The 22457-nt window shown below is 68.1% G+C and carries 24 protein-coding genes and 2 tRNA genes; 12 read left to right on the top strand and 14 right to left on the bottom strand.

From position 1 onward, the window contains the following. Positions 1 to 26: 26 nt before the first annotated feature. The 3 genes from DMP23_RS32640 to DMP23_RS32630 all read left to right on the top strand — a co-directional run bounded on the left by DMP23_RS32640 (position 27) and on the right by DMP23_RS32630 (position 2008). Positions 27 to 1736, top strand: coding sequence for a phosphatidylglycerol lysyltransferase domain-containing protein (locus DMP23_RS32640; protein WP_037807237.1), 1710 nt, complete (start codon positions 27 to 29; stop codon positions 1734 to 1736). Positions 1737 to 1802: 66 nt separating this feature from the next. Then, positions 1803 to 1892 (top strand) — tRNA-Ser (locus tag DMP23_RS32635). 42 nt (positions 1893 to 1934) lie between these two features. Continuing rightward, positions 1935 to 2008 (top strand) — tRNA-Arg (locus tag DMP23_RS32630). 88 nt (positions 2009 to 2096) lie between these two features. Here DMP23_RS32630 and DMP23_RS32625 read toward each other — a convergent pair. The 5 genes from DMP23_RS32625 to DMP23_RS32610 form a co-directional block, all read right to left on the bottom strand. Further along, positions 2097 to 2450 carry a tyrosine-type recombinase/integrase gene (locus DMP23_RS32625; RefSeq protein WP_337823404.1) on the bottom strand — a complete coding sequence of 118 codons (354 nt, stop codon included), beginning with the start codon at positions 2448 to 2450 and terminating at the stop codon, positions 2097 to 2099. A 357-nt stretch (positions 2451 to 2807) separates the two neighbouring features. Continuing rightward, on the bottom strand, positions 2808 to 3206 hold the full coding sequence (locus DMP23_RS32620; protein WP_337823403.1) for a hypothetical protein: 399 nt from the start codon (positions 3204 to 3206) through the stop codon (positions 2808 to 2810). Further along, entirely contained in the window at positions 3196 to 3621 is a 426-nt protein-coding gene (locus DMP23_RS48115; RefSeq protein ID WP_443111303.1) for a DUF7718 family protein, read from the bottom strand. Before DMP23_RS48115 ends, DMP23_RS32620 begins: the two co-directional genes overlap by 11 nt. Before the next feature lie 360 nt (positions 3622 to 3981). Next, the gene (locus DMP23_RS32615) at positions 3982 to 4758 is read right to left on the bottom strand and encodes a hypothetical protein (RefSeq protein WP_337823402.1); all 777 of its coding nucleotides are present in this window, start codon (positions 4756 to 4758) and stop codon (positions 3982 to 3984) included. Further along, positions 4755 to 5474 carry a hypothetical protein gene (locus DMP23_RS32610; protein WP_337823401.1) on the bottom strand — a complete coding sequence of 240 codons (720 nt, stop codon included), beginning with the start codon at positions 5472 to 5474 and terminating at the stop codon, positions 4755 to 4757. Before DMP23_RS32610 ends, DMP23_RS32615 begins: the two co-directional genes overlap by 4 nt. A gap of 181 nt (positions 5475 to 5655) precedes the next feature. Here DMP23_RS32610 and DMP23_RS32605 point away from each other — a divergent pair, with 181 nt between their 5' ends. The 4 genes from DMP23_RS32605 (at position 5656) to ppk2 (ending at position 9524) form a co-directional block, all read left to right on the top strand. After that, positions 5656 to 6255, top strand: coding sequence for an RNA polymerase sigma factor (locus DMP23_RS32605; RefSeq protein ID WP_337823400.1), 600 nt, complete (start codon positions 5656 to 5658; stop codon positions 6253 to 6255). Then, on the top strand, positions 6255 to 6998 hold the full coding sequence (locus DMP23_RS32600) for a hypothetical protein (RefSeq protein WP_134732655.1): 744 nt from the start codon (positions 6255 to 6257) through the stop codon (positions 6996 to 6998). The genes DMP23_RS32605 and DMP23_RS32600 overlap by 1 nt, the downstream gene beginning before the upstream one ends. 108 nt (positions 6999 to 7106) lie before the next feature. Further along, a complete protein-coding gene (locus DMP23_RS32595) occupies positions 7107 to 8555 on the top strand; it encodes a hypothetical protein (protein WP_337823399.1) in 1449 nt (482 codons plus the stop codon). A 78-nt stretch (positions 8556 to 8633) separates the two neighbouring features. After that, positions 8634 to 9524: a polyphosphate kinase 2 gene (gene ppk2, locus DMP23_RS32590; protein WP_337823398.1), complete on the top strand. Its 891-nt coding sequence runs from the start codon at positions 8634 to 8636 to the stop codon at positions 9522 to 9524. Positions 9525 to 9530: 6 nt separating this feature from the next. Here the strand turns inward: ppk2 and DMP23_RS32585 are convergent, their stop codons facing one another. From DMP23_RS32585 to DMP23_RS32565, 5 genes are all read right to left on the bottom strand, one after another. Then, the gene (locus tag DMP23_RS32585) at positions 9531 to 10310 is read right to left on the bottom strand and encodes a class II aldolase/adducin family protein (protein ID WP_134732653.1); all 780 of its coding nucleotides are present in this window, start codon (positions 10308 to 10310) and stop codon (positions 9531 to 9533) included. Between the two features lie 58 nt (positions 10311 to 10368). Next, positions 10369 to 10905, bottom strand: a complete 537-nt coding sequence (locus DMP23_RS32580) for a helix-turn-helix domain-containing protein (RefSeq protein ID WP_051728593.1) — start codon at positions 10903 to 10905, stop codon at positions 10369 to 10371. 18 nt (positions 10906 to 10923) lie between these two features. Continuing rightward, a complete protein-coding gene (locus DMP23_RS32575; protein ID WP_337823397.1) occupies positions 10924 to 11289 on the bottom strand; it encodes a glyoxalase in 366 nt (121 codons plus the stop codon). A gap of 10 nt (positions 11290 to 11299) precedes the next feature. Next, positions 11300 to 12190 carry a hypothetical protein gene (locus tag DMP23_RS32570; protein ID WP_238603573.1) on the bottom strand — a complete coding sequence of 297 codons (891 nt, stop codon included), beginning with the start codon at positions 12188 to 12190 and terminating at the stop codon, positions 11300 to 11302. 72 nt (positions 12191 to 12262) lie between these two features. Then, a complete protein-coding gene (locus tag DMP23_RS32565) occupies positions 12263 to 13300 on the bottom strand; it encodes a tetratricopeptide repeat protein (protein WP_336157069.1) in 1038 nt (345 codons plus the stop codon). Between the two features lie 242 nt (positions 13301 to 13542). On the opposite strand from DMP23_RS32565, the gene DMP23_RS32560 reads away from it, so the two are divergent. The 3 genes from DMP23_RS32560 to DMP23_RS32550 all read left to right on the top strand — a co-directional run bounded on the left by DMP23_RS32560 (position 13543) and on the right by DMP23_RS32550 (position 18672). Continuing rightward, positions 13543 to 14202 carry an HNH endonuclease family protein gene (locus tag DMP23_RS32560; RefSeq protein WP_134663874.1) on the top strand — a complete coding sequence of 220 codons (660 nt, stop codon included), beginning with the start codon at positions 13543 to 13545 and terminating at the stop codon, positions 14200 to 14202. Positions 14203 to 14215: 13 nt separating this feature from the next. After that, positions 14216 to 14869 (top strand): alpha/beta fold hydrolase, encoded by a 654-nt coding sequence (locus tag DMP23_RS32555; RefSeq protein WP_134663872.1) that lies wholly within the window; start codon positions 14216 to 14218, stop codon positions 14867 to 14869. Positions 14870 to 14955: 86 nt separating this feature from the next. After that, positions 14956 to 18672 (top strand): S8 family peptidase, encoded by a 3717-nt coding sequence (locus DMP23_RS32550; RefSeq protein WP_337823396.1) that lies wholly within the window; start codon positions 14956 to 14958, stop codon positions 18670 to 18672. Positions 18673 to 18701: 29 nt separating this feature from the next. On the opposite strand, the gene DMP23_RS32545 is transcribed toward DMP23_RS32550, so the two are convergent. After that, a complete protein-coding gene (locus DMP23_RS32545; RefSeq protein WP_037807267.1) occupies positions 18702 to 19703 on the bottom strand; it encodes a helix-turn-helix transcriptional regulator in 1002 nt (333 codons plus the stop codon). 124 nt (positions 19704 to 19827) lie between these two features. On the opposite strand from DMP23_RS32545, the gene DMP23_RS32540 reads away from it, so the two are divergent. Further along, positions 19828 to 20346, top strand: coding sequence for a hypothetical protein (locus tag DMP23_RS32540; RefSeq protein ID WP_337823395.1), 519 nt, complete (start codon positions 19828 to 19830; stop codon positions 20344 to 20346). Here the strand turns inward: DMP23_RS32540 and DMP23_RS32535 are convergent. The 3 genes from DMP23_RS32535 to DMP23_RS32525 all read right to left on the bottom strand — a co-directional run bounded on the left by DMP23_RS32535 (position 20292) and on the right by DMP23_RS32525 (position 21965). Beyond that, positions 20292 to 20711, bottom strand: a complete 420-nt coding sequence (locus DMP23_RS32535; RefSeq protein ID WP_037807271.1) for an ATP-binding protein — start codon at positions 20709 to 20711, stop codon at positions 20292 to 20294. The two genes, DMP23_RS32540 and DMP23_RS32535, sit on opposite strands and share 55 nt — an antisense overlap. Positions 20712 to 20775: 64 nt before the next feature. Continuing rightward, a complete protein-coding gene (locus DMP23_RS32530) occupies positions 20776 to 21552 on the bottom strand; it encodes a SigB/SigF/SigG family RNA polymerase sigma factor (RefSeq protein WP_037807274.1) in 777 nt (258 codons plus the stop codon). Continuing rightward, a complete protein-coding gene (locus DMP23_RS32525) occupies positions 21549 to 21965 on the bottom strand; it encodes an anti-sigma factor (RefSeq protein ID WP_037807276.1) in 417 nt (138 codons plus the stop codon). The genes DMP23_RS32530 and DMP23_RS32525 overlap by 4 nt, the downstream gene beginning before the upstream one ends. 151 nt (positions 21966 to 22116) lie before the next feature. Here DMP23_RS32525 and DMP23_RS32520 point away from each other — a divergent pair, with 151 nt between their 5' ends. After that, positions 22117 to 22422, top strand: a complete 306-nt coding sequence (locus DMP23_RS32520; RefSeq protein WP_009086013.1) for a WhiB family transcriptional regulator — start codon at positions 22117 to 22119, stop codon at positions 22420 to 22422. Positions 22423 to 22457 lie beyond the last annotated feature (35 nt).

Genomic DNA, 22457 nt, shown 5'->3' with positions numbered 1-22457 from the left:
ATGGCAGGGCCGTGCGTGTTGCACGCGTGGTGACGGGGACACGCGCGCAGCACACTTGGCAGGCGGCAGGCGTCACGTCGGTCGTCGCGATCACGTGGGTGACCAGGCTGGCCGGGCTGCTGGCGATCGTGTCCACGGTCGTCCCGGTGGGCCGCGACGTGCGCGGGCACGTCGCCAAATGGCTGGAACTGCCGAGCGAAGCGACCACCGCGGCGGCCGCTGTGGCACTGGTCACCGGCGTGTTGCTGATCATGCTCGCGGCCGGGCTCCGGCGCCGCAAACGCCGCGCTTGGCAGCTGGCGGTCGGCTTCGCCGCGCTGCTGGCGTTGTCCCACCTCGGGCTGCGGCACGTTTTCGGCGCCGGCGTGGTGTCGATGGTGCTGCTCGCCGGGCTTCTCGGCACACGGCGGTACTTCATCGCCCGCCCGGACCCGACCGTCGGCCGCTGGCGCGCGCTGCGGGTGCTGCTGCAACTGGTGCTGGCCGGGTTCGTGCTCAACTTCGCGCTGCTGTCGGTCGCGCCCGCCCGGATGCTCGACCCGCTGAGCTTCGCCGACCGGCTGTCCCAGTCCGCGCTCGCGCTCACCGGCGTCAGCGGGCCCGCGGTGTTCCACGAGATGTGGTTCGAGGACCTGTCCGCGTCGATCGGGCTGATCTTCAGCATCACCGGCGTCCTGGTGTCGGCGTACTTCTTGCTGCGCTCGGCCGAACCCGCGCCGGAGCTGTCCGACGACGAACTCGCGCGGCTGCACGAGTTGCTGAAGCAGCACGGGGAACGGGATTCGCTCGGCTACTTCGCGCTGCGCCGCGACAAGTTCGCGGTCTTCTCCAAGACCGGCAAGGCCGCCGTCACGTTCCGCGTGATCGCCGGCGTCGCGCTGACCTCGGCCGACCCGCTCGGCGACCACGAGGCCTGGCCCGGCGCGATCGAGGAGTACCTGGACATCTGCCAGCGCAACGCCTGGGTGCCCGCCGCGATGGGCGCGTCCGAACTGGGCGCGACGGTGTGGGCCCGGTTCGGCCTGGAGGTACTGGAAATCGGCGACGAGGCGGTCGTCGACACCCAGACGTTCACGCTGGAAGGCCGCGTGATGCGCGGCGTACGGCAGGCGGCGTCGCGGACGAAGCGGGCCGGCTACAAGGTCCTGGTGCGCCGGGCCGAAGACCTGCGTCCCGGCGAGCTGCCCGAACTGGTGCACCTGGCCGCCACCTGGCGCGGCACCGAAACCGAACGCGGGTTCTCGATGGCGCTGGGCCGCATGGGCGACCCGGGTTCGGTGATCGTCACCGCGGAACAGGGCGGACGCGTCCGAGGCGTGCTGCAGTTCGTGCCGTGGGGCGAGCGAGGACTGTCGCTGGACGTGATGCGCCGGGACCGCACCGTCGACAACGGCGTGAACGAGCTGATGATCTCGGAGCTGCTGCTGTACTCCCGCGAGCACGACATCGACCACGTCTCGCTGAACTTCGCCGCCTTCCGCGCCCTGATGGAACAGGGCCAGCGCATCGGCGCGGGCCCGGTCGCGCGCCTTTCGGCGAAAGTCCTGCACTTCTTCTCGCGCTGGATCCAGATCGAAAGCCTCTACCGGTTCAACGCCAAGTTCCAGCCCCGGTGGGTCCCGCGGTATCTCGTCTACCCCGGCGTCGGATCCCTCCCGCGCGTCGGCATCGCCACCTTCGAAGCCGAGGGCCTCGGCGGCCGTTCTCCCTGGTTGCGGCGGGTGCTGCAGCGTTGAGGGGGGTGCCTTCCGGAGGGGCTGGAGGGGTGTGTAACCTATCTGAGCAGTGGTCGTTAGGACCCAGGAGGCTTCGCCTAGTCTGGTCTATGGCGCCGCACTGCTAATGCGGTTGGGGGTAACCCCCCCTCCCGGGTTCAAATCCCGGAGCCTCCGCTGGTGCCTGTTTCGGCAGGTGCTAGGTTAACAACTGAAAACGCGCCCGTAGCTCAGCTGGATAGAGCATCTGACTACGGATCAGAAGGTCAGGGGTTCGAATCCCTTCGGGCGCACTGTCTGGTCGAGACAGTAAAGCAGAAAACCCTCTGGTGACAGGGGGTTTTCTGCTGTCTGCACTCGTCTGTCGGCGACAGCGGCAGGTCAGCCGGTTGCCGATTTACTGCCAGTTTTCCCGAGAGCCATCGAGCCGAGTGCGCCCGCGCCGGCGCGGGATTTCTGCGCTCGACCCATGTAGACGTCTTGGGTCATCGACGGGTGCGCGTGCCCGAGGATGTCGGTAATCTGGCGAGCGGTGAGATCGGCCTCGTCCAGGATGGTCGCGAGCGTCTTGCGCAGCGTCTTGAACGTGACCCATTCGTACCCTGCCCGGCGGCGGAACGGCAGCCAGTGCCGGTTGGTCAAGTTCTGGAAGTTCAGGTACCCGCCCCGGCTGTTGCGGTAGATCGGCCCGGTCGGGTCCAGCACCCCCAACTTCTCCCGCCGCTCGACCAACATCGCCACGCACCAGTCGGGCAACGCGATCGGCCGTTTCGCGTTGTCGGTCTTCCCGTCGTTCTTGACGGTGCCCTTGCCGCGGGCCTGAATGAGCCCGCCGCTGACACGGATCTCCTTGCCTTCTCGTCAAAGTCCGGCCAGTCGGCCCCGAGCAGTTCGCCTCGCCGCTCCCTGTGGCAAGGAAGCCGCGCACGAGGTCCGGCAGGTCCGCGGCGGCCGCTTCCTCGTCCGCATCAAGCTTTGCGATGCGACGAGCCCCCTTGGCACGGCGTGATCGGGCTTACGCCAGGTCGACGAGATGCCGAAAGGCCCCCCACTTGTTGGTGGAGAGCCTTTCGCTCGTGGCTACTGGAGCGGTCAATGAGCGACTTTGGCCGACGCCAGTTTGTGGGTTTGGTAGGACTCTTGCCACTGCTGGGGCACCGTGATGTCGCCACCTGCATCAACCACCATGCCGATGGTGCTGTTTCGGTGAGTCCGGATGCGGTCTTCACTGGTGCCCCGCGTGCTCTGGCCTTGACGCGGCTCAACAGTCAGGATCTCAAGCCGACCCGAGCTTGGGTAGTAGACGGCCAAGACAACGGGTGGCGCGTACGACGTGACCCGCGCAAGGACATCTGTTGCCAGTTCACCATCAAGTGCTACGACCACGGGAGTTCCTGCCTTGAACTCCGGAGGGCAAAGCTTGGAGGCCTTGAGCTTTGCAAGCTCGCGTACGACAGCACGCGTTGCGTCTTTCCGCTCCTCAGTCAGCATCGCGGAACCTCCTCACGTTGGCCTCCCACTCGTTGAGTAAACGATCAAGCCACTCGCTGAAGTGGGTGTCCACTACATCATGCCCTTCCCGAGGGATAGTCTGTAGAGTTTTGCGCGTACCCGTTTGGTCAGACTTTGTGAACTTGTGCACATGCACTGTGCCGTGCTCCGTGTCCACCCGCACAACCTTGTACTTCGCCCCGTCGATTGAGATGGTCTGCTCAAGGCAAAACCAAACCACGCGTCCTCGGTGCTCGTGAAACTTCATGTACAGAACGTGACGGTCGCCTCGATCTGGATCTTCGAAGAGGTCCAGGGGGTTGTCGGTGACTTCGCACTCGTGTTCAGGGGGTGGGACGTACTCCTGTGCGCGTGGCTGTGTCCGTAGGGTGCGACGCCGCTTCCCACTGCCCATCGACGGCCCCTCCTTCCAGCAACATGAAGGAGATCGCACCGTAGCGATGAGTGTGTTACGCAAGTATCGATCATATCCGCGCGGTTATTAGATCGTTACGCCTGAATACTCGATGGACGATCACTGAGTTGCCAGTTAATTGCCAGTAATGACTGCTTGGCAACGGCAGATAACGACATTTGATGATCTTCGACTGTGTCGAGTTAATGCAGGTGAGAGCTTGCGTTGACTTCGGTTGACCAACGTCGATCAAGATCGAAACCAGATCAGAAGGTCAGGGGTTCGAATCCCTTCGGGCGCACTGTCTGGTCGAGACAGTAATCAACGGACCGGGTGCTTTGCACTCGGTCCGTTGTGCATTTACGGCTTCTTCAGCCGAGCCAGCACCGCACGCGTCTGGGTCTGCGCGATCGACGACAGATCGTCCATCTTCAGCGGAGCTTCGCCAGGAGCCCGGTGGACCGCGACCTGGATTTCCACCGTCACGTTGCTGTCCTCCACCCCCACGATGTAACTCGCGCCCGGGCCGGTTTCCGTGGTGCTGCCTGCCCGCCAATAGTTGCGCGTGCCGAGTCCGGCGATCGTGCCGGAGGTCCAGCCCTGCGACGGTTTGGTGTTCCACTGCTCGTACGCCGGCGGCCGGTCCAGCGAGGCGAACTCCGCGCGGACGGCGATCCCCGCCTCGTTGGTGGCGACGCCGTCGGTCTTGGACGTGCTGGTGTAGCGGAGGCTGCAGCTCAGGTCGCCGCCGTAGCCGTCGCTTGGCTGGCCTTCCCGGTGGACCGGCGGGATCGGGGTGGCGGACCATTTCGCCAGCGGCTTGGGGTCCAGCAGATCGCAGGCGTTGGAGATCCCGCTCATCGAGTACTTGCCCGGCGGCGCGGTGGGCGGCGCGGTGGTGGACGGGGTCGGGGCGGCGGACGGGGTCGGCTTCGCTTCCGGAGCGGGCGAGCCGCCGCTGAGGGACAGGCCGATCGCGATTCCGACGCCCAGGATCACGACCAGTCCGATCGCGCCTGCCACGATCACTCCCGGCTTGGGGCCCGGCGGTTTCGCCGGCGGGGGATAACCGAATCCCTGGCCGGGCGGCGGATATGGTTGTCCGGCAACGGGATGGTTGCCAGGCGAGTCGGTCATCGAATCCCTTTCAGCCCGTTCAACGCCTTCCGGGCCTGTGCTTCGGCGATCGGCTGGACCTCGGCGCGGTGCATCTGCGCGACCTCCCGGGTACGGCTGAAGTTGAGCCGGACGCGAACCGAGACGTTCTGGTCCACCGCGCAGAGGACGTAGCGCGTGTTCGCGACCAGCTCGCCGTAGACCTCGGAGTGCCAGAAGCCCTCGGTGCCGACTCCGGTGATCGGCCCGGATGCCTTGCCCTCGCCGGTCTTGGCGAGGGTGCCGCGTTTCCAGCTCTCGTAGGAGGACGGCGCGGTGCCCTCGGTGAAATCGACGTCGAGGAGGATTTCGGCGGAGTTCAGGAGATCGTCGCCGGTGTAGCGGAGCTGGCAGCTCAGACTGCCGGCGTCGTGCTCGCTCGGGCGGACTTCCTTGTGCTCGGGCTGGCCCTTGGGCGTGGGCGACCACTTCTTCAACGCGGCGGGATCGACGAGATCGCAGGCATTGGCGACGTTGTTCATCGAATAACCCGGCGCGGCGACCGGCTTCGGCGGCGGATCGGAAGACTGCCCGGCCACGACTCCGACGGCGATCCCGGCGCCCAGCACGACGACCAGCGCGGCGATCCCGCCGATGATCCAGCCGGTCCGCCGGGGTTTCGCAGGAGGCGGCGGGTATCCGTAACCGACGGCGGCGAAAGGATTCGTCGGCGGCTCGTCGCGCCCGTTGTCGGTCATCCCCCGCAGCCCTCCGCCCAGCGAACCGGGCACCCCAGCCTGGCTCGGCCCGACTATATCCATCCGCTTCCGCCGAGGCGAGACACTGATCACTCTCGTCCCGGGTCCGATGCAACGCTGCCGTGGCGAGCGGGGACATGGGGTTGTGACGACAGTTTCGGATCAGGGGCGGGGGTGGGGGATGTCGGCCGAGGACGACGTCCCGGACACCCCCGGTGGCGACCAGGAGCTGTGGGCGCGAGCCGCGGCGGGCGACGTCGCGGCGTTCTCGGAGTTGTTCGACCGGCACGTCAGCGCGGTGTGGAACTACGCGTACCGGTTGACCGGGTCCTGGGCCACCGCCGAGGACCTGGCTTCGCTGACCTTCCTCACCGCGTGGCGTCGCCTCGGCGAGGTGACGTTGGTGAACGACAGCGCCCGGCCGTGGCTGTTCACGGTGACCGCCAACCTGGCTCGCCGGGAACAGCGCCGCCTCGGCCGGTTCGCGGCTGCGCTGCCGCGGCTGACGCGCACCACCGTCGTGCGCGATCACGCGGAGGACGTGGCCGGTCAGGTCGACGCAGACCGACGGCTGAAGGTGGTGCTGAGCGCGGTCGCGAAGCTGCCTCGGGCCGAACGACGGGCTGTTGAGCTTTGCCTGCTTGGCGGTTTGTCGACCGCGGAGGGTGCCGCGGTGCTCGGGATCGCCGAACCGAGCGTGCGGGCGCGGATTTCGCGGGCGCGCGCCCGGTTGCGGGAGCTCCTGCGAGACAACGACGTATTGGCTGGGGAGGAGTTCTGATGGCCGACGATCTCAACCTGCCGCCCGAACGGCCGATGCCGGATCTCCTGAAGGAATCCATGTGGAACCGGCTCGTTCCGGAACTGCGCGCACGGCGGCGACGGAAACTGGGCCTGCCACTGGCGGTCGCCGCGGGAGTCGGCGGGCTGGCTTTGGGCGCGACGCTGGTGTTTTCGCCGGTGCACGACGCCAGTCCGGGCGTGACGCGGGTTCCGGTCGGTGCCAAGCCAGCCGCCAGCGACGCGCGAGTTCTCAAGGCCTGTCTCGACAGCTCACCCTCTTTCGGAGTCGCGTTGTCTGACCCGGGAAGTTGGCGCTCGACGCTCAGGGTCGATCAGGACGCGAAGCGGGGTTACCTCGTCATCCGCAATGCTTCGCTCGCGGCGGTCTGCGTTCTCGACCACGGCCAAGGTTCCGACAGCAACTCAGGCCTGATGGTCACCGACAACAGGGGCTGGGTGCACGGGCGCGAGAGCTACGCCTTCCTCAACGCCGCCCGCCCGATCTGCGGATTCAGCAGTGTCGTCAATCCCCGCCAGCCGAGCGTCGTGTTCGGGGTCGCCAGCCCCGACGTGGCCAAAGTGGAGCTGTACGGGCCGGACGACGCGATGACGCCCGCCTTGCTGAAGGACGGAACTTTCGTCGTGAAATTCGTCGAGGGCGATTCTCCGCATGACGATTACAGCCGAAAATTCCGGGTGACCATGCGCGACGGGCAAGTCCGCGACGTTCCGGGGAGATAGCACCGGACCTGTCTTCGCGCGAAGACTGCTGGGGGAAACGTAATAATGGCACTGGGTTTGACGACGCCTCGATCAGGTCAGGCGCAGCCGATTTCTGTCCGAAGACGGGTGGATTGGCTGCTTCTCGGCGTGGCGGCCGCGTCGACGTTGGTCTTTGTTGTGGTGCACGGTCATCTGATCGACGACACCTATATCACCTTGAGCTACGCCCGCAATCTCGCTTTCCATGGAAATTGGGGATTGCTCGCCGACAGCACCTCGAATACGGCAACCTCGCCGTTGAATGTGCTTTCCCTGGCGGCGTTGACGTTCGTGCTGCGGGACGCGATTCTCGCTGCGGGCGTGTTGTATGTGGCGTGTCAGGTGCTGCTGGTGCTGGCGCTGCGGAGGCTGGGCGCGAGCACCGGATTGCCTCGCTGGTTTCCGGTTCTCGCGACTGCGGCGCTGACGGTGAATCCGCTGCTGGTGTCGTCGATCGGCATGGAAGTGCAACTCGGCGCGGCCGGACTTGGCTGGCTCCTGGTCTTTTCCGTGGAGCGGCGGCCATTCGCATTCGGGCTGGTTGCTGGTGCGCTGAGCCTGGTCCGAGTCGATCTGCTGCTCTTCGCCGGAGTGATTTTCCTGTTCCGGCGGCGATTCTGGGTCGACGGCCTGCGCAGCGTGCAAGGCGCGGCGCTGGTCGCGTTGCCCTGGTTCGCGTTCAGTTGGGTCGTCTTGGGAGCCGCCGTTCCGGACACGCTGGTCATCAAGACCCTGCAGGGCGCGCGAAAAGCTTGGGGGAAATGGGAATTCGGCAACGGCGTCGGACTGTACTGGCAGAACCTGCCGGGACAAACGGTGCTCGCGTTCTTGTGCGCCGGGTTGGCGGCGCTGGCCGGGTTGCGCTGGCTGGTCCTGGCGCTGCGCGGTGACGCGGCTTGCCGTCGGCTGCTCCCGTGCGCGGCGCTAGCTGTAGCCGGAGCGGGGCACAGCCTGGCGTACGTTCAGCTGAAAGTGCCGCCGTACCACTGGTATTACGGCCCCGGAATCGTCGCGGCGACGCTGTTCGTCTGTGCGGTCGTGGCTCGCTCCGCCCACCGAATCGAGCGCGTAACCGGGACAGCTGTCGTCGTGGCTATGGTCGGTGCCAGTGTGGTCGGCTATGCCGGGGCCGATCTGCCGCGCGATTTCGCCCCGTTCACGTCCAACTACACCACGAGCGCGCAGTACGCCGAGATCGGCCGCGAAGTGGGCAGGCTGGCGGCTGGGAGAACGGTCGGCACCGCCGACGAGATCGGCGAGCTGGCCTACACCTGTGACTGCGCGATCATCGATGTGTTTTCCGACCGCGGCCGCATGCCTGGGGCGATCGCCGAACTGGAGGCGCGGGCCGGGCATCTGTCGCGTGGGCTGCTCCGGGTGAACTTCGCCTTCTTCGACTACACCGCGCGGCCGCGAAAGCTGGACCTCGCGTTGGAGCGGGTTTGGGGTCCGCCACCGCCGGATTACCTTGCGCACTGGACGATTTCCGCGCCGCTCTACGGGCGCGCGGAGTTGTACCTGGTCAAGGCGCGCTAACCGCGGCCATGGCTCCCGCACCGGAAGCGCGAAGCCGGAGACACCTCCCGTTCACCTGTCCTGCTTAAGGTCGGCCGCATGTTGCGGGACGTGCGGGAGTACATCGATCGGCTCGGGATCGACGGGCATTCGGTCGCCGAGGATCACGACGACGATCCGGTGTTGATCGACGCGTTCGGCAAGGCTGTCGACACCTGGCGGGAGAACTATCCTTACGACGAGCGGATGCCGCGCGAGGAGTACGACGAGACCAAGTATCTCCTCCAGGTCGAACTGCTCAAGCTGCAGAACTCGATCAGCGAGACCGGCAGCCGGCACGTCATTCTCTTCGAGGGGCGCGACGCCGCGGGCAAGGGCGGCACCATCAAGCGGTTCATGGAGCACCTCAACCCGCGGCACGCTCGTACGGTCGCGCTCGCCAAGCCCAGCGACCGGGAAGCGCACCAGTGGTACTTCCAGCGCTACGTCCAGCATTTGCCGACCGCCGGCGAAATGGTGTTGTTCGACCGGTCCTGGTACAACCGGGCCGGGGTCGAGCAGGTGATGGGGTTTTGCTCGCCCGACCAGTACGAGCAGTTCATGCACCAGGTGCCGCTGTTCGAGGAAATGCTGGTGGAGAGCGGGATCACGGTCACGAAGTTCTGGTTTTCGGTGACTCAGGCCGAACAGCGCACCCGGTTCATCATCCGGCAGGTCGATCCGGTGCGGCAGTGGAAACTGTCTCCGATGGACCTGCAGTCGCTCGACAAATGGGACGAGTACACCGCGGCCAAGGAGGCGATGTTCCTCCGCACGGACAACGATCACGCGCCGTGGATCACGATCAAGAGCAACGACAAGAAGCGCGCCCGGATCAACGCGATGCGGTACTTCCTGTCCCGGTTCGACTACGAGGGCAAGGACGAAAAGATCGTCGGGGAACCGGATCCGCTGATCGTGAAGCGCGGGCGGGACGCGGTGGGCGACTGAATCTCGTCAGTCCAGCACGTCGGGTTCCTCCTCCACGATCAGGTCCTCCAGCAGGCGGAAGTTGTTGCGCGCCATGTTCGCGCTGCCGAATTGCCGGGCGGCGAGCGTGGCTTCCTCGGCGGTCATCACGCGAGGCGTGCCGGCGGCTTCGGCGAGGAGTTGCATCTGGCAGGCGCGTTCCATCGTGATGAACCACCACGCCGCCTCGCCGACGCTGCGGCCGACGGTCAGCAAACCGTGGTGGCGAAGGATTGCCGCGCGTTTCGAGCCGAGCCGGGCGGCGATGCGCACGCCCTCGTCACGTTCCAGGACCAAGCCTTTGTACTCGTCGAAAAGCACGTGGTTTTCGTAGAAGGCACAGGATTCCTGGATGATCGGGTCCAGCAAACGATTCAACGCTGACCACGCGCGGCCGTGGATCGTGTGCGCGTGCGCGACGGCGACGACGTCCTCGCGGGCTTCGTGGATGGTCGAGTGGATGGCGAAGGCAGCCTTGTTCGTGCGCCGCGTTCCCTCGACCACTTTTCCGTTCTCGTCAAGGAGAAGCAGGTCGCTGACCTTGATCCGGGAGAAGTGCACCGCGTACGGGTTGACCCAGAACCGGTTCGGGAACTCGGGGTCGCGCGCGGTGAGGTGCCCGGCGATGCCCTCGTCGAAGCCGTACCGGGCGAACATCCGGAAGGCGACGGCGAGCTGGCGTTTGCGGTGCGCGCGTTCGGCGGCAACGGAATCCAGGCGTTCGGGCAGGGTGTCGAGGTCGAGTTCGGCTACCGGGGCGTCGGTCATCAGCATCTCCCAATGTTGCCTGTCTGGCAACTAGGGTGCCTCGGAGGCACAACGGGAGTCAAGCGATCACGACGAGGACTTCCGCGTCCGGCGCGCCGCGCAGGGTGTGGTCGGTGCTGCCGGGGAACTGCGCGGAGTCGCCCGCGGCCAGGAGGTGGGTTTCGCCGGCCAGGGTCAGTTCGAGCTGACCGCTGACGACGTGCAGCCACTCTTCGCCGCGATGCTGGGTCGGACGAGGTGGGACGGACTTGCCCCGCAGCGTCACGAGCGTCGCCTCAAGCGCGGACGACGGCGGGGACAGGTGGGTCATGGAAGCGCCCCGAGTGCCGTACGTGACGGCGTCCTCGCGCTTGACGATCGGCGAGCGGCGTTCCTCGGCGGCGACGAGATCGGCGACGCTGACGTCTAGCGCCCGCGCGAGAACCACCAGCGTGCCGAGGCTGGGCACCCGCTGGCCGCTCTCGACCCGGGACAGATAGCCCGGCGTGAGGTCCGCGGCGGCGGCGACCTTGTCCAAGGTGAGGCCGCGTTCCAGGCGAAGCTCGCGCAATCGTCGCGTGATCCGCTGCTCGGCTTCTTCCGCCTCCTGGCTCATCCCCCCACTGTAAGCGGCTCAGCCATCGAGGAACTCCAGCCGGTTGCCGACCGCATCGAAGGTGTGGAACCGCCGCCTGCCGGGGATTTCCGCGGGGTCGGCCCACGTCACGGACCGGCCGGAGGCTTCGATCGCGGCGGCGACCGTATCCACGTCGACCACGAACGCCGGATGCGCCTTGAGCGCCGGACGGAAATCCGCCTCGACGCCGACGTGCAGTTCGCCGTCCGGCCCGCCGACGCCGGGCACCTGGAACCAGCAGCCGCCGCGTGCCGCCAGCAGCGGCGGTTTCGGCAGTTCCGGCCAGCCGAGCACACCGGTGTAGAACGCGCGTTCGTCGTCCTCCGCGCCCGCTGGGCAGGCGACCTGCACGTGATGGATCATGCCTCGAAACCTACGCCAGCTCAGCGGGTTTCGGCTCCGGGAAAGCGTAGAACCGCACGGCCAGATCACGCGCCTCGTCGGACGGACCGGGTTTGCGCGCGGCGTAGCGGTGCACCAGTTCGAGGTACTCCGCCTCGAACTCCTTCAAGTCCTTGTGGCTCAGCCGGATGCCGGCGCGGCTCCCGGCGGTCCAGCCGTCGAAGGTGTCGCGGCGTTCGGCGGCCCAGGCCATCAGGCGCACCTCGCGGTCGTACTTCGCGTCCAGGTAGGCGGCCAGCTTCGGCCGGTCCTCCTCGGGGAAGTCCTCCGGCCTCGCTTCGTTCGTGCTCTGCGGGACGGAGTGCCAGCGGCCGTCGCGGGCGCGGCGTGTGTATCCGGCGTGGGTGAGGGTCAGCAGCGCGGCCGGAACGTCGATCGACGGGATCTGCGTGCGCAGTTCGGCCGACGTGGCGGGCAGCAGCCGGAGCAACCGCTGGTAGTTCGGGTTGGTGTGCACGGCGATGTCGCGCATGGTCAACGGCCGCGGTCGCGCGTTGCCGGCGAGCAGCGCACGCGCACGCAGCATCAGGAACACCGCGATCGGCACCTCCGCGAGCAACGCGGTGCCGAGGCTGGCCCACTGGTCGGGGCCGCCCCAGTCGAGGACGACGTCGAACCACGCGTCGCAGCACAGCAGCGCGGCGGTCGCGGCCAGCATCGGCACCGAGGCGCGGCTGCGGCGCATCCCGAGCAGCACGGAGGCGGCGAAACACAACAGCAGAACGATGTCGAAGCCGACCCAGGCGACCCGCCACTGGCTCGTGTCGAAGTGCTCGGGCAGGGTCAGCCCGAGGTAGACGGTCCACGGCACCAGGAACACCGCGATACCGGCGAGGATGGCGAGAAGCACGCGTCGGAACACTCGATCGACGCTAGCCGCGCCGGCGCCGGGGAACATCGGGGAAGTTCCCGGAGATCGACCCCGAGAAAGCGTCTACTGTGGACGGTCGGCGGCGAGGGCCTGCCAGTGGTCGGCCTCGGCGGTCGCGCCGCGGGCGCGCAGCATCCGGGTCAGGCTCAGCATGCCCTGGACGTCGCCGGTTTCCGCGGCGACCCGGAAGCAGCGTTCGGCCTGTGCCAGGTCGCTCCGGGCCTCGGCGAGATGCCCCAGATTGGTGAGCGCGGGGATGCTGCCGTGCTCGGCGGCCTTGCGGTACCAGGCCGCGGCCTCGCCGTCGTCGCGCCGATTGCGGGCGAGGACGCCGAGGTTGGTCATCGCCGCCGCGTCGCCCGCCTCGGCGGCTTCGAGGTACCAGGTCTCCGCTTCTTCGAGGTCGCCCCGGCGGTGCAGCAGCAGTCCCAGCCGCACCTTCGCCTCGACGTGCCCGCCCTTCGCGCCGCGACGGAACCATCGTTCGGCGTCGCCCTCCCGGTTGGCCCGTTCCGCTTCCCGGCCCAGCAAGCAGGTCGCGGAGAGTTCGCCCGCGTCCGCCGCGGCTCGCCACCAGTGCGCCATTTCCTCGGGCGCGCCGAGTTCTCGCAGGACCGCGCCGAGGTCCAGCATCGCGGTCGCGTCGCCGTCCTCGGCGGCCGCGCGGCACCAGCCCTCGGCGTCGGAGTACCGGCCGTCTTGGACCAGCAGGTGGCCCAGCAGTCCGGCCGCCTCCGTCGCGCCGGCTTGGAACGCGGCGGCGTACCAGTGCTCGGCGTCGCCGAGACGACCCTGGTTTTCGCAGGTGCGGGCGTATCCGACCATCCCGTGCGGTTCGCCGGCCTGCGCGGCTTCGTGGTACCAGCGGGCGGCTTCTTCGTCGGCGCCGCGTTCGGCGAGCAGATGGGCCAGCGCGGTCATGGCGATCCGGTCGCCGCCGTTCGCGGCCCGCCGGTACCACTCCTCGGCCTCCGCCGAATCGCCGCGTTCGCGCAGGTCAGCAGCGACCCGCGTCATCGCTACGACGTTGCCGCCCTCCGCCGCCTTCCGGCGCAGGTAGTCATCGACCCGTGTGTTCCACTTCCGCAGCCGCCCGGGCATCTCGCACCCGCTCCTTTCCGGCTCCCCACTCAAGTCAATCGTTTCGCGACGCGCCCGCGTGACACCTTCGCGAGCGTTATCCACCCCCGCTGATCTGGGCTTTTTCGTTGACCGGCAACAACTGGCCCGACGTGGTCCTTGCCACGGCTCGAGCGCTGCCGAGAGTGTCTGCGCGATTACCGGCCCGGCGACAGGCATACTCCGGCTCCCCGAAGTCCCCGCCCGAGAGGATCCCGCGCACCATGGCCCGGCCGTTCCCCACCAAGCGCACCGTGCTGCTCGCGGTCGTGCTGCTCATCGCTGTCGTCGGGTTTTGGTACGGCCAGCGCGAAGTCGGCAACACCCAGTCCGAGGCGGCGCCCGCGTCCGCCGCGGACGCGACGAAGCAGCTGTCCGAGCTGAAGATCGGCGCGCGCGGCACCATGACCGGCTATTCGCGCGACAAGTTCAAGCACTGGGACAGCCAGGGCGACAACTGCGACACCCGCGAGGCCGTCCTCAAGCGCGCGGGCAAGGACGTCAAGGCGGGCAGCGACTGCAAGCCGACGTCGGGCACCTGGCTCAGCGTGTACGACGGCCAGACCTGGACCAAGGCGACCCAGCTCGACATCGACCACATGGTCCCGCTCGGCCAGGCCTGGGTGAGCGGCGCGCGCGACTGGACGCAGGAGAAGCGCGAGCAGTTCGCGAACGACCTCACCCGGCCGCAGCTGTTCGCGGTGACGGCGAGCGTGAACCGGCAGAAGAGCGACAAGGCCCCGGACGAGTGGAAGCCGCCGCTGGTGTCGTTCTGGTGCACCTACGCGACCGACTGGGTCACGGTGAAGCACTACTACGGGCTGACGATCACCGACATGGAGAAGAACGCGCTGCAGGACATGCTGAAGCGCTGCCCAGCGTGACAAGCTGGGCCCCATGGCGACCTTCGCACTGATCCACGGGGGCGGCGGCAGCGGCTGGGACTGGCACCTGGTCGCCGCGCGGCTCGAGGCGTCCGGCCACGAGGTCGTGGCACCGGACCTGCCCATCGAGAACCCGCAAGCGACGCTGACCGAGTTCACCGACACCGTCGTCTCGGCGATCGGCGACGCGCAGGACGTCGTCGTGGTCGGCCATTCCTACGGCGGGTTCACCGCGCCACTTGTGGCGGAGCGGGTCGGCGCGCGGCTTCTCGTGTTCGTCGCCGGGATGGTGCCCGCGCCGGGCGAAGCTCCGGGGGAGTGGTGGGGCAACGTCGGCTTCGAATCGACCGAGGGGCTGAGCGTCACCGAGCAGTTCATGGCAGACGTCCCGGCCGAGCTGGCGGAGGAAAACGAGCGGCGCGGCCGGGATCAGAACAGCGCCGAGTACAGCGTTCCGTGGCCGGGCGAGCGGCTGCCGGACGTGCCGACGAAGGTCTTGCTGTTCCGCGACGACCGGTTCTTCGCCGCGGATCTGCTGCGTCGGGTCGCGCGCGAGCGGCTGGGAGTGGACGCGGACGAGATGGCCGGCTCCCATCTCGCGCTGCTGAGCCGTCCGGACGAACTGGCGGACCGCCTAATGGCGTATTACGCGACGGTGGCTGGCTAACCAGGCGCTGTCCCAGTTGCGACATGTCGCAACGGCGACACCGCGAGGTAGTGACGTGAACCCCGGCTCGCCCCGAATCTTGTGCGATGACGTGGAGATCACGAGCCATCACTCTCGGCTGCACGGGCGCACTGGTCGCGGCACTCGGCCACGCGGCGCCCGCGGCGGCCGAGCCCGCGAGCGGTTCACCGGCGCCTGGTCCCGGTGAACGGCACACGGTCACCTTGCTCACCGGTGACGTCGTGCAAGTCGAAAGCGTCCAAGGCGGCAGGCAGATCGCGACGGTCCGGCCGGGCAAGGGGCGGGAGAACATCCGCTTCACGCAGTCCGAAGTGGACGGAAAACTGCAGGTCATCCCGGCCGACGCGGTATCGCTCGTCGCGGACAAGCGCCTCGACAAAGCCCTGTTCAACGTCACCGACCTGATCGCGCAGGGGTACGCCGACGAGTCGAGCCCGACGGTGCCGATGATCGCGCACTACGCGAAGGGCGTCTCGATCGCTGCCGCGCCGGCGCTCGCCGCCACCACGCAGGGCGCCGAACTGCCCAGCGTGAACGGCCGTGCGGTGCGGGAAGACAAGAAGCGCGCCGGGGAGTTCTGGAAGTCCTTCACCGGTCCGCACGCGGCTTCCGGTGCGGTGGAACGGATTACGCTGGACCGCAAGGTGCACGCGTCGCTCGACCGCAGTGTCCCGCAGATCGGGGCGCCGGAGGCGTGGGCGGCCGGATTCGACGGATCCGGCGTCGCGGTCGCCGTGCTCGACACCGGCTACGACCCCAACCACCCGGACCTCGCGGGCAAGGTCGCCAAGTCGGCCAACTTCTCGACCAGCCCGGACGTCGTCGACCGGTTCGGCCACGGCACGCACGTCGCGGCGACCATCGCGGGCACCGGCGCGGCCGCGGGCGGCACGCGCAAGGGCGCGGCACCCGGCGCGAAGCTGTACGTCGGCAAGGTGCTCGGCGACGACGGCACGGCCTCGTCTTCCGAAGTCCTGCAAGGGATGGAGTGGGCCGCTAACTCCGGTGCCAAGGTGATCAACATGAGCCTCGGCGGCGGCGCGACCGACGGCACCGACGACCTCAGCGTCGGCCTCAACGAACTCACCGCCCGCACTGGCGCGCTGTTCGTGGTCGCCGCGGGCAACGACGGACAGGAAGGCGCGTCGACCATCGGCACGCCGGGCACCGCGGATTCCGCGCTGACCGTCGGCGCGGTGGACCGCAAGGACGAGCTGGCCCCGTTCTCCAGCATGGGCCCGCGGCAGGGCGACCAGGCCGTGAAGCCGGACATCACCGCGCCCGGCGTGGGAATTGTCGCGGCGCGCGCGGCCGGCACTTCGCTCGGCGAGGTGGTGGATCAGTACTACACCGCGGCGTCCGGTACGTCGATGGCGACTCCGCATGTCGCTGGCGCGGCGGCGATTCTGGCGCAGCGGTATCCACAATGGACCGCTCAGCAGCTCAAGGACGGATTGGCCAGCACGTCGAAGCCTTCTGCGGGGCTGAACGCGTTCCAGCAGGGCGGCGGGCGAGTGGACGTCGCGGCCGCGGCGGTGCGTCCCGGTGTCTTCGCGACCGGCACGCTGAATCTCGGCCCGGTCACTAACGACAGCGGTCCGGTGCGCAAGGAAATCACTTACACCAACACGACTTCCGCGCCGGTCACCCTCACGCCGAAGCTCGACCTGCGCCGCGGTGACGGGGCCACTCCTGGCGACGCGGTGAAGCTCGACAAGTCCACTGTGGAGGTTCCGGCCAACGGGACCGCGACAGTCGCGATCACCGTCGACTCGGCCGCGCTGGTGCCCGGAAACTACACCGGCAGCGTTCTCGTCGGCGCCGTGCACACGACGGTCGGCCTGGTGAAGGAACCGCCGAAGCACAAGGTGAGCATCACCGGCATCGGGCGCGACGGCAAGGCGTACCCGATGGATCTCCAGCTCTTCGGCGACGACATGCGGTACGACATCGTCCGGACCATCCAAAGCGACCATCCGTTCGTCACCGAACTCCCGGAGGGCACCTACTATGCCCGCGGGATGTTCCACACCGGACTGGCTCCGGACGAGGAACTCGCGATCGTGCTCAAGCCCGAGTTCACCATCACCAAGGACCTGAACCTGGTGCTGGACGCGCGGAACGCGGTGCCGGTCGAGATCAAGACGCCGCGGCCGTCGACGCTGGAAAACATCATCAGCAGCTACGCGCACCGCGAATTCGGCTCGCGCAAGATCTCGAACTACGTCATGGAATTCCCCGGCGTCCGGCACATCTACGTGACGCCGACGCAGAAGGTGAAGAACGGAACGTTCGAATTCGGCTCCCGGTGGCAGCTCACCGCGCCGATGCTGACCGCGACCACGTTGCCGTGGCTCGGCATCAAGACCGAACTGTTCTACTACGCCTCGTCCCCGACGATTTCCGGGATGAAATGGCTCGACGTCGTCCCGGTCGACGCGAACAAGCCGGAGCAATACGCCAAGGCACGCGGGAAAATCGCGGTGGTGACCCCCGCGAAGGACGGCACCAACCCGGAAGAGGCGGCGAAGCTGGCCGCCGCCGCGGGAGCCGCGATGGTGATGGTCGTCAGCCTGCCCGACGAGCACACGTACGCGCACTGGCAGCCGCGCGGCAAGCGGTTGCCGATTCCCGCCGTGCGAGTCACGAACGAACAAGGCATGAAACTGGCCGACCGAGCGAAATTCGGTTTCACGAGCATGCTCCTGCACGGCACGCCGGTGAGCCCGTACCTGTACGACATCATGCAGGTGACGCACGACCAGATTCCGGACAAGATCGTCTACCAGGTCAGCGAGCGCAACAGTGCGACGGTCACCGCGAATTACCACGCGACCGGCAAGGACGAGTGGCTTTCCGAGCAGCGGTTCGGCTGGCGGCCGTGGGAAAAGACCGCGATCAACCAGTATCAGCGGTACGCGCACACCGGAACCGCCCGCGAGGAAATCGTTTCGACCGACGAGACGATCTGGCAGCACCGGGTGAACAACAAGCTCAGCTGGGACACTTTCCAGCCGCTGGGGGTCGGCATGCTCGAACAGCCACATACGCTGAGCCCTGGGCAACGGACGACGGAAAACTGGTACGCGCCGGTGGTCCGCCCGGCGATCCCGCGCGGAGCCGGACTGGAAACCTCGCGCACCGGCGACACTTTCGCCTTCCGCATCCCGGAGTTCGCCGATCCGGAAACCTCGCACTACGCGTTCTCCGAAGCGGAATTGGGCGATGAGCAACCGGACCAGGTGAGCGCGAAGCTTTACCAGGACGGAAAACTCGTCAAGGAAGGCCCGGCGGCGTGGGGCAAGTTCCCCGCTTCGGCGGACCCGGCGAAGTACCGGCTCGACCTGGCGCTGACCAAGTCCACTCCGGACTGGGCCTACGGCACGCACACCGAAACGTCGTGGACCTTCGGATCGAAGCGGCCCGCTGAAGGCAAAACGGACCTGCTTCCGTTGCTGCAGGTGGATTACGGCGTGCAGACCGATCTGGCGCAGCAGACCCGCGCCGGGCGTTCGCTGCCGGTCGAGTTCACCGTCCGCAACCAGGACGGCATGGCCGCGCCGAAGAATCCGCGGCTGACCGTCGAAGTGTCCTATGACGACGGTCGCACGTGGACGAACGTCAAGCGGATGGACAGCCTCGGCGGCGGCCGCTTCCGCGCCGTGGTCGACCATCCGCGGCTGGACCGCACCAACGGGTTCGTCGCGCTGCGCGTGCACGGATCCGACGGAGACGGGAACGCGGTGCAGCAGACGGTGATCCGGGCCTACGGGCTCTCCTGAGAAAGAGGCAGCCGGATAACCCCCCGCGGTTATCCGGCTGCCGCAGGCTCGTCGAGCCAGCCCTGCCTGCTGACCTCCCACGCCAGCTGCATCCGGGTCTGCACGTTCATCCGGGTCATCAGGTCGTGGATCCGCCGCTGCACGGTCCGCTGGCTCACCGCGAGCCGCGTCGCGATCGCCTTGTCGGTCACCCCGGCGACCAGCAGCGACAACAGGTGCAGCTCGTCGCGGTCCGGACCGGCGCCGCCGGGAGCGTCCTGCGGAGTCCCGTCCGCGCGCAGCGGCCACGCGCGTTCCCAATAGCTTTCGAACAATGCGATCAGCGCGGCCAGCAGACTGCTCTCGCGGATCAACGCGGCGGTCGGTTCGCCGGAGCCGTCGAGATTCTGCACCAGCGGGCACAACGCGATGGTGCCGTCGGCGATCGCGAGCCGCACCGGAACCACGGTGGACGACCGCGCCTCCTCGCCGTGCCGGATCCCGTGCGCGACGTTCTCGATCATGCCGGGCTCTTCCAGCATCGCCCGCTCGTAGACGACCCGGTACCGCACGCCGCGAGCCAGCGCGTCGTACTCGTCGGCGTTCTCGCCCGACGCCATCGCGATGTGCCCGGCCCGGCAGAACCACAGCAACTCGTGCCGGGCGCCGACCTGGATGTTCGTCAGCTGCTGCCGGATCGCCGCGCTGCCGGTGATCACCTCGACCAGCTGCGTCGCGTCCCGCCGTCGCGCACCGCCGCGGTACTCCTCGGCCATCCGGCTCACCGCGGTGCGCGCCCATTCCAGGGATTCCTGCCCGCGCATCAGCAACGGCCCGAACGCGACGTCCGGCGGCGACGGCGCGTACCGCGGCTCGTCCCCGGCGACCAGGCTGACCAGCCCCTTGGCGTGCAGCGAACGCAGGATCGCCGACACCTGCGCCGCGCTCAGCCCCAATTGCTCCGCGACCTGCCGCGGTCCGGCGTCGAACATCCCCACGAGGAGCCGGTAGACCCGCTCTTCCTCCCCAGTCACCCCGATTGCGTCCAGCATCCGGCGAGCGTAAGGCACCGGCAACGGGAGCGAACGAGACAAAACCGGACAGCGCCCGCCGGGGACCAGTCCCGGCGAACCGGACTACAACCGAGCCTGCCGTCCCCGATCAGGAGGCTCGACGATGACCGACGATCCCCGCCCCGCGACGTCCCCCGGCCCGGATGACCAGGTCTTCCCGGGAAGATCGCGCAAACCGCTCGCCCGGCGTCCGGCGCTGTGGATCGGACTCGCGTCCGCGGCCTGCTTCATCACCGGGATCGTGTTCTTCCTGCTGCCGGTGACTGCCCTTTATTACCTCGACGACGCCGGTAACCCGACCGACGTCCGGGCGATCTACGGCACGCGAAGCGACCAGATGCTGGGGCTTCCGGCGAATATGTTCGGCCAGGGCGACCCGCCGACGGACACCACGAGCGTCCGGATCGGCTGCGGCACGGCGCTCAGCACCCCGGAGAGCTGGCTGATCGCCGAGGCGCACGGCGCGGAAGGCTGTGCGGCCGCCGAACGGCCGCGCATGATCGTGGGCTGGCTCGGAGTCGGGCTGGGGGTGCTCGGCGCGGCCGGGCTCGTGGTGGGCGTCCGCCGTCAGCTGAGGCCGAACGCCGCCCAGACGCACTTGCCGCCCTCGGCCGGGTCGTAACCCCAGCGCCGGGACAGCGCGCGCACCAGCTGCAGCCCTCGGCTGCGCGCCGCGGACGGGGCGACCGGTTCCTTCAGCTGCGGAATGGAGGCAGAGGTGTCGAAGACCCGCACCATCAGTTCGCCGTGTTCGAGCCGCAGTTCCAGCCGGTCCGGCCGGTCGCCGTGCTCGAAGGCGTTGGTGACCAGCTCGGAGGTCGCCAGCAGCACGTCGTCGCGCAGCTGGGCGGGAACGTCGAGCTGGGCGAGCGCGGCGCGAACCTGGGCCCGCGCGATGGCGGGCGCGGTGACGTCGTCCGGAAGCTCCAGAAGCACGGTGGCGGCAGTCGCCCCGGTGCTCCTGGTCGGCATCCTCGACGTCGTCATGGCTTCTGCACCTCCCGGCCGCTGTGCTCGCATGTGGTGTTTACCCAACCCGGCCGAAAGCGAATCAGGTGCCCTCGGTGATGTCAGTCTCGGCCAGTCCGGTACGGAGCTTTTTCAGCGTCGCCGCGAGCAGCCGCGACACCTGCATCTGGGAAACCCCGACGCGGCGCGCGATGTCCGACTGGCTCATCCCGGACCCGAACCGCAACGCCACGATCTTGCGCTCGCGCTCGGGCAGACTGTCCAGCATCGGCCGCAGCGCCTCGCGCAGTTCGGCTTGGCCGAGGTTCGCGTCCGGCGCGCCGAAGCGCGTGTGCGCGGAGTTCTCCAGCAGGTTGTCCAGCGAGGCCCCGTAACGGCCTTGACCGGCCCGCAGACCCTCGTAGACGTCTTCGATCGGCACGCCGAGATGCCGCGCGATCTCACTGGGCTTCGGCGCGCGCGAAAGCCGCACGGTCAATTCCTCGCGGGCGGCCGAGATCGTCGCGTTGAGTTCCTTGAGCCGTCTCGGCACCCGGACCGACCAGCTGTTGTCGCGGAAGTGGTGGCGCAGTTCGCCGGAGATCGTCGGCACCGCGAAGGCGAGGAAATCGGTGCCCTGCGCCGGGTCGTAGCGGTCCACCGCGTGGATCAGGCCGACGGTCGCGATCTGCACGAGGTCGTCCATCGCCTCGTCGCGGTTGCGGAATTTCCGGGCGAGATTGCGTGCCAGTTCGAGATGCTCGCGCACCAGCTGGTCCCGGATCTCCTCGCGGCGCGGCGCGTGCTCGGGCAGCTGCGTCAGCTCGTGGAACAGTGCTGCCACGTCGGTGGGCTTGTCGCCGCCGGCGGGGTTCGTCACGAGCTGGCCGCCTCACTCTCCCGGACCAGTTGCACCCGGGAGAGGTACCGGCCGTCGGCCGGGGTCACGGTGCGCCGCGCGGAGGTCGCGAGCGCGGTCAGCAGCTGCCAGGACAGACCGGTCTCGTCGCCGTGCTCGGCGCGGTCGGAGACCACCGACACAGTGACCTCGATCCGGCCCTCGAGCCAGGAGAACACGCAGGTCAGCTTGCCGTCGGCGGCCGAGGGCAGCAGCATCGAACAGGCCTCGTCCACGGCCATCCGCAGGTCCTCGACCGCGTCCAGGTCGAAGTCCTGGCGCATCGCGATGTCGGCGACGATGGTGCGCAGGGTGGGCACCACGTGCGGGATAGCCGCCGTCCGCACCTCGATGAGCTGTGCGTCCTCGCGCTCGAGCGGGGCGTTCTCCTCCACGTGCTGTCCTCTCTCCGGCGTGCCACGCCAGTCTTTCGTGCCCGATCTGCCACATGCCCGGGGGGTGAGCAAACCAAACCCGCGTTTGACCGCCGCGACCGGCGGGCATGTAGCCGTCGAGTGTGCTGATCCCGGGAAAGGTGGGGACGACATGGCTGACGTGAGCCGACTGCCCAACGTGGTGGCCGAGGAGTGGGAGTGGCAGCTTCAAGGCTCGTGCCGCGGAGCGGACAGCAGCCTGTTCTTCCATACCGACAATGAGCGCGGTTCCGCACGCGAGCGCCGCGAGTCCCGTGCCAAGGCGATCTGCCACACCTGCCCGGTGCTGGCCCAGTGCCGCAAGCACGCGATGACCGTCGAAGAGCCGTACGGGATCTGGGGCGGGCTCGGCGAGATCGAGCGCCGCGAGCTCTTCATGCGCGAACGGCGAGCGAAGCGCAAGACGGTGTCCGCCTGAGCTGACCGACCCCCGCGACCCGCGCGCCCACCTGC

This window comes from Amycolatopsis sp. A1MSW2902 (assembly GCF_017312175.1).
Taxonomy (GTDB): Bacteria; Actinomycetota; Actinomycetes; order Mycobacteriales; family Pseudonocardiaceae; genus Amycolatopsis; species Amycolatopsis nivea.
This window is presented reverse-complemented; position numbering and strand designations above follow the sequence as displayed.